Here is a 13,403-nt window from a genome sequence, read left to right as displayed (position 1 = left end):
AGTAATAGACATTTCATGCGACGTAAAAGATGCGAATGCAACGCAAAAATTTACGTCGCATTTATGTTGCAACGATATTTAGATTTCTCTTCTGCTTAAGGTAGGCTATAATATAAACATGATAAAAATAATCGCAATAGGAAAATTAAAAGAAAAACACTTATTAAGTCTATGTAATGAATATGTGAAACGAATGCAACCGTATCATAAACTTGAAGTCATAGAAGTGAAGGATGAAAATCTAAGTAATCTATCTTCAAAAGAAGAAGATTTAGTAAAAGAGAAGGAAGCCCAAGAAGCACTCAAAAAAATTAAAGATGGGGAATTTGTCATATTGCTAGACTTACATGGAAAAAGTATAGATAGTGAAAGCTTTGCCAAATTGATTGATGATACACTGACATATAAGACAAGTAACATTACATTTGTAATTGGTGGAAGTCTAGGTATCGGACCATCACTATATCAAAGAGCAGATTATCGTTTGCAACTTTCCAAGATGACGTTTTTGCATCAAATGACACGTTTGATCTTGCTTGAGCAAATTTATCGCGCATTTAAAATACGCGCAAAGGAGACCTATCATAAATGAAAGAGAAGATACTTGTTAGTGCCTGCTTATTAGGAGAGAATTGTAACTATCGTGGTGATTCCAATTATGATGAAGCGGTTATTAGCTATTTAAAAGATAAAGATATCGTTGCCGTATGTCCCGAAGTGCTTGGTGGATTATCTACACCAAGAGCCCCCAGCGAACGCATTGGAAATAAAATCATCAACAATCTTGGCGAAGATGTCACCAAAGAATTTTATGCTGGTGCAAATGCAGTTATCAAAATCGTGAAGGAACAAAACATCAAGAAAGCCATCTTGAAAGATTGTAGTCCAAGTTGTGGACTTGATGAAATCTATGATGGTACATTTCAACACAAAGTCATCCGAGGAGACGGTATTTTGGTCGAGATGTTAAAAAATATAGGTGTAGAGGTCATAAATTGCAAAAAAATTACAAATTAACATCAATTTGTTTGTAAGTGCTATCAAATTAGGTTAAAATAGGAATGATAAAATAATTAGGAGGATTACATATATGAAATCAATTACAGTAACTGTTATCGATCCAGTTGGATTACACGCTCGTCCTGCAACAGTGGCAGTACACGCAGCTGGAAAATTTAAAAGTGAAGTAAATATTTCTTACGGTGGACGTGAAGTAAACATGAAATCAATCATGGGTGTTATGTCTTTAGGAATCCCAACACAATCAGAAATTACTATTTCTTGTGATGGTGAAGATGAAGATGCAGCTATTACAGCAATCGAAGATGTATTACGCGCACAAAAAATTATTGGATAAATAATCTATTAAAAAGATGGCGTGTCCATCTTTTTTTAAACCTTGGGGAAAACATACTGGAGGAGAGGAAACATGTATAATAAACAAGAAGATAAACAGTATTTACGTTGGATTCAATCTGACAATCTAGACAAAAAACTAAGAAGTGAATTAGAAACTATGAGTGATGAAGAAATCCATGATAGTTTCTATACAAATATTGAATTTGGAACGGCAGGAATGCGTGGACTATTAGGTCCAGGAACCAATCGTATCAATGTTCATACAATCGCAAAGGCAAATGTTGGATTTGCCAAATATATTGCTTGCCAAGGGGAAGAGGCGAAAGCAAGAGGGGTTGCAATTGGCTATGATAATCGTCACATGTCATATGAGTTTTCAATGATTAGTGCACAAGTACTTGCAACGTATGGAATTAAGTCATATGTATTTGAAAGTTTACGACCAACACCAGAACTATCGTTTGCTGTTCGTCATTTAAACTGTTTTGGGGGAATCATGGTGACAGCAAGTCACAACCCAAAAGAATACAATGGATACAAGTTATATGATGAAAAAGGATGTCAATTAGTTCCTGAACTGGCACAACAAGTTATTGATCGTGTAAATGCAGTTGAAGATGAACTTGCAATTGATTTCCATATTGATGCAAAACAAGAAGAGTTAATCTCGATGATTGGTAGTGAAATCGATGAGATTTACTACAAAGAAGTATTAGCAATTCAAATGGCAAAAGACGTGAAAAAAGATGATGTAACAATTATCTTTACACCACAGCACGGAACTGCAAACATTCCAGTTCAAGAAGTATATAAGCAAGCAGGATATCACTATATTCCAGTTTTGGAACAATGTGACCCAGATCCTGATTTCTCAAATACAAAAACACCAAACCCAGAAGAAAGTGCATCATACGATTTAGCTATCGAATATGCAAAACGTGAAAATGCAGATATCGTACTTTCATGTGACCCAGATGCAGACCGTATGGGTGTTGTTGTAAATCAAAATGGAGAATTCATCTTACTAACAGGAAACCAAAGTGGTGCTTTACTACTTGATTATGTATGTATGCAACATGTAAAAAATAATACAATGCCACCAAAACCAGTGATGTTTAATACCGTAGTTACTGGTGATTTAGGTGAAAAAGTTGCAGATGCGTATGGAGTGGAAACAAAAAAGACATTAACTGGATTTAAATTCATTGGTGAGAAAGTAGCGAAATACGAAATCAACAATGAAAAACAATATGTATTTGGATATGAAGAAAGTTATGGAAGTTTAATTAAACCTTTCGTTCGTGATAAAGATGCAGTACAAGCCTGTTTATTATTAGCTGAAGCTGCAGCTTACTATAAAGCACAAGGAAAAACACTATATGATGTATTGCTTGAACTTTATGCAAAACATGGATTCTATGAAGAAAGCCAAGTTGCATTATCATTAGAAGGAAGTGCAGGAGCACAAAAAATCAAAGATATTCTTGCCAATTTACGTCAAAGCAAGGTGCAAGAAATTGCAGGTAAGAAAGTTGTGCGTTTTGAAGATTTCAAAGAATGTATCGTTCGTGAAAAAGATACAGAAACACCATTAACTGGATTTGCTGTGTCTGATGTACTGAAATATTTCTTGGAAGATGGTAGCTGGATTGCCATTCGTCCAAGTGGTACAGAACCAAAATGTAAATTCTACTACTGTGTAAAAGGCGACACTTTAGAAGATGCACATGAAAAAGGAAATGTACTAAAACAAGCAATGGAGATGTACACAAAATGATCCGCCATGTCGTGATGTGGAAATTCCATGAAGGTGTAGAAGTCAGTGATTTTGCACAAGACTTTCATGCCTACTTGGAAGAAACTGCACACCAAATGCCTGGTGTAAAAATTGATCAATTTAGTGCGTATCCATTACCATCTAGCAATATGGATATGATTTTGGTATCAACGTTTGTGGATGAATCACAAATTGAGTTATATCAAAACCACCCAATACATAAAAAAGCAACTGCACTACTTGAAGGAAAAGTCGCAAGTCGCAGTTGTGTAGATTACGAAATCAATATTCGATAAACAAATAAACAAAGGTCATTTCATAGAATTGGCCTTTGTTTTTTGAAGATGCGTGTACATATGATATAGTTATTTCTAATAAGAGAGGGACTGTTATGAATACAAGTATTGCAAGTAAAGATGGTTATACAATTCGTCTAGCTACAAAACAAGATGCGCTAAACTATTACCAGCAAAACTATTGTTCATTAGATAAAGATGTTGCCTATTATACAGGGTGTAAAGAAATGTTTACAAAAGATGAAGTCATTTCGTTTTTTATGAAATCATTAGAGGATGAAAATCGACGTTTCTTTTTGATTGTTGATGCAAAAGGAAATATTATTGGGGAAACAGTTATCAATGAAATTGATTGGGACGTGCGTTCTGCAAATTTTCGAATTGCATTATTTACACAAAGTGGACGCGATAAAGGAATTGGTTCATGGGCAACAAGAATTACACGTGATTATGCCTTTGAAGAGTTACATCTACACCGTTTATCACTGGATGTATTTTCATTTAACTTTTAGCGTCAGAAGTCGCCCACTTCAACGGCGATAAGTAAGTGGGTGATGAATGACACCTTATGTCTTTATTAACACAAATAAATGACACCCTTGTTTCAAGCAGTAAGGCGAATTATTGTGTGATAATTATTGTTGGTGATATTCCTACGTGGTATAATCAGTATGAAGGATATATCATTCTACATTAGAGGTTATATATATGATAAAACTAGATAATAATAATCATTCGGTGTTCGCACTATATTACCATCTAATTCTTACAACTATGTACCGTAGAGAAGTAATCGATGAAACTATCGCTAAGGAATTAGAGAACCACTTTATTCGAATTGCTAAAAACTACCATATCAAGTTGCAAGAATTCAACTTTGAAGCAGATCATGTGCATATTCTGTTTAAAGCACATCCCAACAGTGAACTTTCTAAGTTTCTAAATGCATATAAATCTGCTAGTTCCCGTTTGGTAAAGAAAGAACACCCAGAAATCAAAGACAAACTATGGAAGGAAATGTTTTGGTCAAAAACATTTTGCTTACTAACGACTGGTGGTGTCACAATTGACACAATAAAGAAGTATATTGAAAAACAAGGAGAAGCATAAGTCATCTACCTATGAAACAAGTGAAAAAAGCATTCGTATATCGTATCTATCCAAATGACTTGCAAAAAGAAATGTTTGCAAAGACTTTTGGTTGTGCTCGTAAGATATGGAATTTGATGTTAGATGATCGAATCAATAGTTACAAGCAGTACCAAGAAGATGCTACGCCAATAAAAGAAACAACACCAGCAATGTATAAGAAAGATTATCCTTACCTAAAAGAAGTGGATAGTTTGGCACTAGCTAATGAACAAATGCATCTACGTCGTGCGTTTACAAATTTCTATCGTGATTCAAAGAGTGTAGGCTATCCAAAGTTCAAAAGTAAGAATCGTGATCGAAACAGTTATACGACAAATAATCAAAATGGGACGATTTCCATCATTGATAAACAAGGAATCAAACTACCAAAGATTGGTGTAGTTTCGATGGACTATCATCGTGAACATACAGGAAAGATAAAAAGTGCAACAGTTAGTCAAGATGCAACTGGTGCCTATTATGTAGCCATCCTATGTGAAACAGAAGTAGAGGCATTTGCAAAAACAAATAGTAGCATAGGTATTGATATGGGTATACATCACTACGTTGTTCTTTCTGATGGTACCAAGATTGAAAATCCAAAGTATTTAAAAAAAGATATGCAACGACTACAGAAACTACAACGCAAGCTAAGTCGAAAAGCTGAAATCGCAAAAGCCAAAGGTATTAAATTAGAAGATGCTAAGAATTATCAAAAGTTAAAAATAACCATTGCTCGATTGCATAAACGCATTTACAATCGACGTCATGATTTTTTACATAAGTTATCAACCTATCTCATCAAAAACCACGATGTAATTTGTGTTGAAAAACTAAGTGTAAAGAAGATGTTAGAAAGTCATTTAGCACAAGCAATCACAGATGCAGGTTGGACAAAATTTCTTACGTTACTAAAGTACAAAGCAGAATGGTATGGAAAGTCAATCAAAGAAGTCGAGCCATACTATCCATCTACACAGATATGTCATGTTTGTGGGAGTAAGGAATCAAAAAAAGCGCTCCACATAAGAGAATGGGAGTGCAGTAGTTGTCATAGTTATCATGACCGTGATATCAATGCAGCAATCAATATCCATCAACATGGACTAGCTATATAATTGAATAAAACACAATAAGGTCTAGGAACAGACCTGTGGGGTATATAGGAGCAACCGCTGATACAATATCAAGTACACTCTGTTTCCACGAAGCTCACACTTCAAATCGTCAGATTAAGTGGGGGTAGTTCACTACACGCGCATACAAAGCATACACAAAAGCAGGGTTTAAAAAAGAAGGTGTCTTACGCGATGCCATTTTCGATGGTAAAACGTATGCAGATGATATTTTGATGTCAATACTAGAAGATGAGTGGAAAGAACTTAAGAAACAAGAAAGTGAGAATTAGAAAACAATGGCAAAAGTAAGTATAAAGCAAACTGTTTCATGTGATTGTAAAGATGTATGGGATATCTTACTTGCAGTAGACATGTACCCTACATGGCGTAGTGATGTAGAAAAAGTAGAAGTAGTAAGTGATCAAGTATTTATTGAATATGCAAAAGGTGGTATAGCAACTACGTTTACTGTACGTGTTAAAGATGCATGCACACGCTGGGAATTTGATATTGATAATAAAATGATTCAGGGACACTGGGTAGGTCTATTAAAAGACAAACGTAGTCATACCGAGTTAGAATTCACAGAAGATATCACACCAAAGAAATGGTATATGAAACCATTTGTAAAATCCTTTCTAATGAAAACGCAAAAACAGTTTATGGCAGATTTAGTTGCCTACATCAAATAATGGTTTTATAGTTCATTAGCAAATAATCTTTTATGATTTATGGTATGATAGTGCAAACAGGAGGGCTCTATGGAACAAAAACAATATGTGTGTCCAAAATGTGGGAACACGCAATATGAAAGTGATCAGTTTCAAGCAACCGGTGGGAACTTTGCGAAAATTTTCGATGTCCAAAACAAGAAGTTTATTACAGTTTCTTGTACGAAGTGTGGATACACGGAATTATTCAAAGGACAAACAAGTGATGGTTGGAATATACTAGACTTTTTGATAGGAAATTAACTCCTATCTCTTTTTATGTAATGGACCATTGCGATATATTTAAAGCAAGCAAGAATCATTAATATGATGAGGCTAATTTGTATATAGCGTATGTGCATATAGGAAAGTAGCATATAAAGAAGCACAAGCAAAATACATTCAATAAGAATGCATAAAGAAAGTAGTTTTCCTACATTTTGTTTGGTGAAATAGCGTGCTAAAAAATCATCAATGGTTTTAGTGGCTGGATGTATAAAACTAGCAAGATAGATACAACCGAAAACAAGTAAGCCATAAATTGTTTGGTATAGCATGATTAGCATGATACAAAATAGAATATCTTTCATGGAGGTATTGTATCATGGCAGGATTGTATTGCCTATAATGTTAGAGGTAGTATTGGTTGATTTATGGCTTGCTGTAAGCAACAAATCTAAGGATATGTCCTGTCTTAGAGTTGTAAGTGAACCATATTCCATGTAAAATATGAAGTAGGAGAATATGGTATGAAACAAAGAACAATAAACGCTTTTTTTGAGGGACAATCCATTAATGCATATGATAGTTTTGGGGCACATATGTGCTTCGAACAAACACAAGGTGTACGCTTCAGTGTATATGCACCACACGCACTAAATGTGCAAGTCATTGGTCAGTTTAATAACTGGAATGGTGAAGGTTATGAAATGCCAAAAGTTGATGATCGTGGGGTGTATTCATTATTTGTAGCTGACATAAAAGCAGGAATGTCATATAAGTATCGAATTACACAAGCACATGGTGAAGTAATTGATAAAATGGATCCATTTGCTTTTTATAGTGAGGTTCGTCCAGAAACCGCATCTGTGATTGCGAATACAAACTTTACATGGACAGATGATGAGTGGATGGAAAAAAGAACACGTAATTTCCATCAACCGATGAATATATATGAAATTTATTTAGGTGCATGGAAGTTTGATAAAAACGGTGGTGTAAATTACCGTAAAATCGCAAAAGAGTTAATTCGTTACGTAAAAAAGATGCACTATACACATATTGAATTCATGCCATTAAGTGAGTATCCATTTGATGGAAGTTGGGGATATCAAACTTCAGGTTACTTTGCGGCAAATTCACGCTATGGAACACTTGAAGATTTAAAATACTTAATCAACGAGTTACATACACATAATATTGGAGTCATTTTTGATTTTGTGCCTGTTCATTTCGTGATGGATAATTATGCATTACGTAAATTTGATGGAACCAATGTATTTGAATATCAAGATGAAAGCATTGCCGTTAGTGAATGGGGTACAGCAAACTTTGATTTACACAAAGAAGAAGTACGCTCATTTCTAATGAGTGCAGCTGCATACTGGATAAAAGAAATTCATGGGGATGGTCTTCGTATGGATGCCATCAGTAACGTCATATTCTGGCAAGGAAATAAAGATCGTGGAGTAAATGAAGGTGCATTAACCTTTATTCGTCGCATGAATTATTTATTGCATAAAAACTTTAATGATGTCATGTTGATTGCTGAAGATTCAAGTGACTATCCAAATGTCACAAAACCGATTGAACAAAATGGTCTTGGTTTTGACTACAAATGGGACTTGGGTTGGATGAATGATACCTTGAATTATTTAAAAGCAGATCCAATTTATCGTCAATATGAACACAATAAGATTACGTTTTCAATGGCGTATTTCTATAGCGAGAATTTCATTTTACCGTTTTCACATGATGAAGTTGTTCATGGAAAAGCGACGATTGTGCAAAAGATGTGGGGATTATATGAAGACAAGTTTGCGCAAGCAAGAATGTTATATACCTACATGTTTACGCACCCAGGGAAGAAATTAAACTTCATGGGTAATGAAATTGGACACATGCGTGAATTTGATGAACATCAAGAAAACGATTGGTTCTTACTAGATTATCCAATGCATGATTCGTTCCAAAAATTCATCAAAGATTTGCAGAAGCTTTATCTAAAAGAAGCTGCACTTTGGGAAGATGATTATAACTATGAAAGCTTTGAATGGATTGATGCAGATAATGCAAATGAGAATTTATATTCGTATATGCGTAAAGGGACAAATGAAACAATTATCGTCATACTAAATATGTCTGCAAATACGTATCGTGCACATCAATTTGGTGTACATGAAGCAGGGGTGTATAGCGAAATATTAAATAGCCAAAAGGATATTTATTCTGGAGTTGGTATTGTGAATGCCAAAGCCTTACGCGCAAAGAAAGGGTTTGTTGATTACAAGCCATATTACATAACAATGGATGTCGCACCATTTAGTGGAATTATTTTACGTCATAAACATAAGCCACAAAAAAGCGCAAAAGATTTTATCGAATAAACAAAAGATTAGAAAGTGGGATAGTATGATTTTAGATTTTACAAAAGATACATTCATGGAAGAGTATGCCAATAAAATGGTGGAACTCTACGGAGTGAGTGTAGAAGAAGCACATATCACAGAGAAATATTTAGTACTTGGTGAAGTGATTCGAGAATATATAAGTATTTCCTGGAAGGAAAGTAAAGAAGCCAACCGCATGTATCAAAAAAAAGAAGTATATTACTTCTCGATGGAATTTTTGATGGGACGTTTATTTACAAGTAACTTAATGAACTTAGGTATTTATGATGCGGTTAAAGATGGACTGGAAGCATATGGAATTGATATCAATATGCTTGAAGAACTAGAAAGTGATGCAGGGTTAGGAAATGGTGGTCTTGGACGACTTGCTGCTTGTTTTCTAGATTCTATTGCATCCACACATTATATTGGACATGGAAACTGTATTCGTTATGAGTATGGATTCTTTAAACAATTGATTAACGATAATAAACAAGTAGAAGTTCCTGATCTATGGTTGAAACTTCGTAATGTTTGGGAAATCAAAAAACCAAAACATACAGTTAAAGTTTGTTATGGTGGAACGGTACGTCAAAGCATTAACGAAAATGGGAAAGTCAGTGTAGAACTAGAAGATCCATTTGTGGTGAATGCTGTACCATATGATGTGCCGATTGTTGGTTATGATACAAAATTAACCAATACGCTTCGTTTATGGTCTGCAGAACCTGCTGAAGAATCATTGGTACAAGGACATGAGGATTACATTCAACAAGTACGTGCGATTTGTAACTCACTATATCCAGATGATTCAACACAAGAAGGAAAGATGTTACGTCTAACGCAACAATACTTTTTCGTGAGTGCAGGATTGCATACGATTATTCGTAATCATTTAAAAAATCATCCAAACTTAGATAGCTTACCTGAACATGTGGCAATTCAATTAAACGACACACATCCAGTGCTAGCTATTCCAGAATTGATGCGCTTATTACTTGATGATTATCAATATGAATGGGTGGATGCTTGGAATATTGTCACAAAAACGATGGCATATACAAACCACACGGTATTAAGTGAAGCATTGGAACGCTGGCCTATGGAATACATTCGTCAATTATTACCAAGAGTGTATATGATTATTGAAGAAATCGATCGTCGTTGGATGTATGATTTATCACATACACATTCACATCCAGAATTGGTACAAGCATGTCGTATTTTGAGAGATGGACAAGTGCATATGGCAAACTTAGCAATCGTCGGGTCGATGAGTGTGAATGGAGTTGCAGCACTTCACTCAAAGATTTTGATTGAAGATGTGTTCCGTGATTTCTATCAAGTATTCCCAGAAAAGTTCAACAATAAAACAAATGGGATTACGCACCGTCGTTGGTTGATGTATTCAAACCCGGAACTAACACATCTATTAGATGAAACGATAGGAACAACTTGGAAATTACAACCAAGTGATCTAACTAAACTAAATGCATACGTTGATGATGCAGATGTACAAGAAAACTTCTTGCGTGTGAAAAAACGTCGTAAAGAGATTCTTGCAAAATACATTAAAGATGTGTGCAATGTTGAAGTAGATGTTAATTCTATTTTTGATGTACAAGCTAAACGTCTACACGCATATAAACGTCAATTGATGAATGTGTTACACATTATGCATTTATACAATAAACTTAAAGAAGATAAAGACTTCACAATGTATCCACGTACCTTTATTTTTGCGGCTAAAGCAGCACCGTCATATGTGTTTGCCAAAAAGGTAATTGAGTTAATCAATAACTTAGCACAAAAAGTAAACAACGATCCAGATGTATCACGTTACATGAAAGTTGTCTTCATTCCTAACTACGGTGTTAGTATTGCAGAAATCTTAATGAATGCTGCAGATGTAAGTGAGCAAATCTCAACTGCTGGTAAAGAAGCAAGTGGGACCGGAAACATGAAGTTCATGATGAATGGAGCCATTACATTAGGAACAATGGATGGAGCGAATGTGGAAATTGTGGAACGCGTAGGTCGTGAATATGCAGAAATCTTTGGTTTAACTTCAGAAGAAGTAAATCACTTAAAATTTGAACATTCATATGATGTATGGCAAATTTACCACAATGATCCAAGTATTAAAAAAGTGATGGAACAATTACTTGATGTAAATTACTTTGATAATGGATCTACATACCGTGAAATCTATGATGAAGTACTCAACAAGAATGATGAATACCTTGTCTTAAAAGATTTCTGGAGTTACCATGAAGCACAAAGAAACATTGATACTCGTTATGCAAATCGTAGTGCATGGGCAAAAATGTGTCTTGTGAATATCGCAAATTCTGGTTACTTCTCAAGTGATCGTACAATTAAAGAATATGCAAATGATATTTGGCATATTGAAACATACTAGAAAGGAAGCGCGTCTTCCTTTTTTTTCACGATTTCATATCCATACTCACAAAGCAGTTAGTCTTTATGATTGATTGCTTTTTCACACCTAAAATTAGATTGGAGAGCTGATTATGAGAATGGTATAATGTGGATATGAAAAATAATAAATTTGAAGCTACGGAGGTATTCTATGAAACGAGAATTAGGAATTGCTAGATGTGGTCTTGCGTGTTGTATATGCACAGAAAATGTTGATTGTAATGGTTGTGGTTCAGATGGTTGTCCAGATAATGAGCTTTGTGAGAATAAAAAGTGTTCGATTGCAAAAGAAATTTCTCATTGTTATCAATGTGAAGAAAATTGCATGAAAGGATTATTAAGCAAAATTAAACCATATACATTTACTCTATTTGCTAAAAAATATGGGGAAGAAAAACTATTGGATTGTTTAGAGAGAAATGAAAAAAATGGAATTGTGTATCACAGAAGCGGCATAAATGGAGATTATGATGATTTTGATGATGTAGAACAGTTGATGAATTTTATTCTAACAGGAGTACGATAATTAAGTTTATATATAAACATAACGCTGTAGTCAAACCAATTACATCACAATGTAATAATTATATGGTTTGGACGGATCTAGATGGATAGGTTCAAATTAAATCATCTACAGGTGTTGTAGAGATAGATACAGGTGAAAGAACAGTAAAATATATTTCAACTTTAGCGCGTAAAGATGCATATGTTTTAGCAACCAGAATGATTGAAGAGGCATTTGAAATAACAGAGGATAATTCGGAAATCTTTAGTTAAGCAAGCAAAGGTATTAAATTGAACATATAGCAAAAGGAAGCATGTCTTTTTTGCTTCATGTGGTTTGATTCCATGAGAAAGGTGATGTAGAATAATAGCATGAAAGAAATATATGTAGCAGGTGGGTGCTTTTGGGGTACTGAAAAATATTTTGAAGAAATTGATGGAGTTAAACAAACAGATGTTGGATATGCAAATGGAAAAACAGAAAATCCGACATATGAAGATGTTTGTCACAACGATGCCGGACATGCAGAGACAGTACATATCACATATGATGAAAATGTAGTATCACTACCATTTTTACTAGATATGTATTTTGCGATAATTGATCCAACAAGTGTAAATAAGCAAGGAAATGATGTAGGTAGTCAGTACCGTACAGGGATTTACTATACAGATGATGGAGATGCAGCAGTGATTAATTATGCAATCCAGAAACTACAAAAACAATACGATAAACCGATTGCGATTGAAGTGGAACCATTAAAAAACTATTATCCTGCCGAAGCGTATCATCAAAAATATCTTGATAAGAATCCGACTGGATATTGTCATATTGGAAAGATTCATTTTGCCAAAGCAAAAAGTGCAAAAGATCCAATGAAAAAGGATTTAAAGAAACGTTTAAGTGCTTTGCAATATGAAGTGACACAATTAAATGCGACAGAACCTGCATATGATAATGAGTATTATGATACATTTGAACCAGGTATCTATGTCGATATTGTCAGCGGAGAACCATTGTTTGTTTCTACAGATAAGTTTGAATCCGGTTGTGGTTGGCCAAGTTTCTCAAAGCCAATCGATATGAAAATGATTCAACAGCATCGTGATCAAAGCCATGGTTTAGAACGTATTGAAGTCCGTTCAAAGCAAGCAAACTCTCATTTAGGTCACGTGTTTAATGATGGACCAGAGGAACTTGGAGGCATGCGCTTTTGTATCAATAGTGCAGCGTTGAAATTTATTCCATTAGCTAAAATGGAAGAAGCAGGATATAAAGATTTGATCTCTTTAGTTAAGGAACAATAAGAATTGCGGTGTATCTTTAGTTAGGTACACCATTTTTGGTATAATGGAATAAGCGAGGGTGCGCCAGTTCGGTGCATAATATATAATTGGGTGAAACTCCCAATCTGGTAAAGAATAACCAACAACCAGTACCTAGACTTGGAGCCGAA

The 13,403-nt window shown here is 34.7% G+C and carries 14 protein-coding genes; all 14 read left to right on the top strand.

The features are described 5' to 3' along the window. The first annotated feature begins 118 nt into the window (after window positions 1-118). The 14 genes from rlmH to msrA all read left to right on the top strand — a co-directional run bounded on the left by rlmH (window position 119) and on the right by msrA (window position 13,254). Window positions 119-592 carry a 23S rRNA (pseudouridine(1915)-N(3))-methyltransferase RlmH gene (gene rlmH, locus EDD63_RS05460; RefSeq protein WP_134169282.1) on the top strand — a complete coding sequence of 158 codons (474 nt, stop codon included), beginning with the start codon at window positions 119-121 and terminating at the stop codon, window positions 590-592. Continuing rightward, a complete protein-coding gene (locus EDD63_RS05455; RefSeq protein ID WP_134169280.1) occupies window positions 589-1,017 on the top strand; it encodes a 2-thiouracil desulfurase family protein in 429 nt (142 codons plus the stop codon). Before rlmH ends, EDD63_RS05455 begins: the two co-directional genes overlap by 4 nt. Window positions 1,018-1,090: 73 nt before the next feature. Continuing rightward, a complete protein-coding gene (locus EDD63_RS05450; protein WP_067424797.1) occupies window positions 1,091-1,357 on the top strand; it encodes a phosphocarrier protein HPr in 267 nt (88 codons plus the stop codon). Between the two features lie 72 nt (window positions 1,358-1,429). Next, a complete protein-coding gene (locus EDD63_RS05445) occupies window positions 1,430-3,136 on the top strand; it encodes a phospho-sugar mutase (RefSeq protein WP_134169278.1) in 1,707 nt (568 codons plus the stop codon). Then, window positions 3,133-3,432 carry a Dabb family protein gene (locus EDD63_RS05440; RefSeq protein WP_134169276.1) on the top strand — a complete coding sequence of 100 codons (300 nt, stop codon included), beginning with the start codon at window positions 3,133-3,135 and terminating at the stop codon, window positions 3,430-3,432. The genes EDD63_RS05445 and EDD63_RS05440 overlap by 4 nt, the downstream gene beginning before the upstream one ends. Window positions 3,433-3,527: 95 nt before the next feature. Beyond that, window positions 3,528-3,944, top strand: a complete 417-nt coding sequence (locus EDD63_RS05435) for a GNAT family N-acetyltransferase (protein ID WP_134169275.1) — start codon at window positions 3,528-3,530, stop codon at window positions 3,942-3,944. A gap of 199 nt (window positions 3,945-4,143) precedes the next feature. Next, window positions 4,144-4,542, top strand: a complete 399-nt coding sequence (gene tnpA, locus EDD63_RS05430; RefSeq protein WP_134169323.1) for an IS200/IS605 family transposase — start codon at window positions 4,144-4,146, stop codon at window positions 4,540-4,542. 11 nt (window positions 4,543-4,553) lie between these two features. Continuing rightward, window positions 4,554-5,681 carry an IS200/IS605 family element RNA-guided endonuclease TnpB gene (tnpB, locus tag EDD63_RS05425; RefSeq protein WP_134169273.1) on the top strand — a complete coding sequence of 376 codons (1,128 nt, stop codon included), beginning with the start codon at window positions 4,554-4,556 and terminating at the stop codon, window positions 5,679-5,681. Window positions 5,682-5,977: 296 nt separating this feature from the next. Beyond that, window positions 5,978-6,373, top strand: coding sequence for an SRPBCC family protein (locus tag EDD63_RS05415; RefSeq protein ID WP_134169271.1), 396 nt, complete (start codon window positions 5,978-5,980; stop codon window positions 6,371-6,373). A 69-nt stretch (window positions 6,374-6,442) separates the two neighbouring features. After that, complete coding sequence (locus tag EDD63_RS05410; protein WP_134169269.1) at window positions 6,443-6,655, top strand: zinc ribbon domain-containing protein; 213 nt, start codon at window positions 6,443-6,445, stop codon at window positions 6,653-6,655. 485 nt (window positions 6,656-7,140) lie between these two features. Then, a complete protein-coding gene (gene glgB / locus EDD63_RS05405; RefSeq protein WP_134169267.1) occupies window positions 7,141-8,997 on the top strand; it encodes a 1,4-alpha-glucan branching protein GlgB in 1,857 nt (618 codons plus the stop codon). A 25-nt stretch (window positions 8,998-9,022) separates the two neighbouring features. Next, window positions 9,023-11,422, top strand: coding sequence for a glycogen/starch/alpha-glucan phosphorylase (locus tag EDD63_RS05400; RefSeq protein WP_134169265.1), 2,400 nt, complete (start codon window positions 9,023-9,025; stop codon window positions 11,420-11,422). A gap of 171 nt (window positions 11,423-11,593) precedes the next feature. Beyond that, window positions 11,594-11,968: a DUF3795 domain-containing protein gene (locus EDD63_RS05395; protein WP_134169263.1), complete on the top strand. Its 375-nt coding sequence runs from the start codon at window positions 11,594-11,596 to the stop codon at window positions 11,966-11,968. 350 nt (window positions 11,969-12,318) lie between these two features. After that, window positions 12,319-13,254, top strand: coding sequence for a peptide-methionine (S)-S-oxide reductase MsrA (gene msrA, locus EDD63_RS05390; RefSeq protein WP_134169261.1), 936 nt, complete (start codon window positions 12,319-12,321; stop codon window positions 13,252-13,254). The last annotated feature ends 149 nt before the right edge of the window (window positions 13,255-13,403 follow it).

Origin of the sequence: Breznakia blatticola, from assembly GCF_004365815.1 — a bacterium.
GTDB lineage: Bacteria > Bacillota_I > Bacilli_A > Erysipelotrichales > Erysipelotrichaceae > Breznakia > Breznakia blatticola.
Note: the sequence above shows the minus strand (reverse complement) of the source record. Positions and strands in the feature narration are given on the sequence as shown.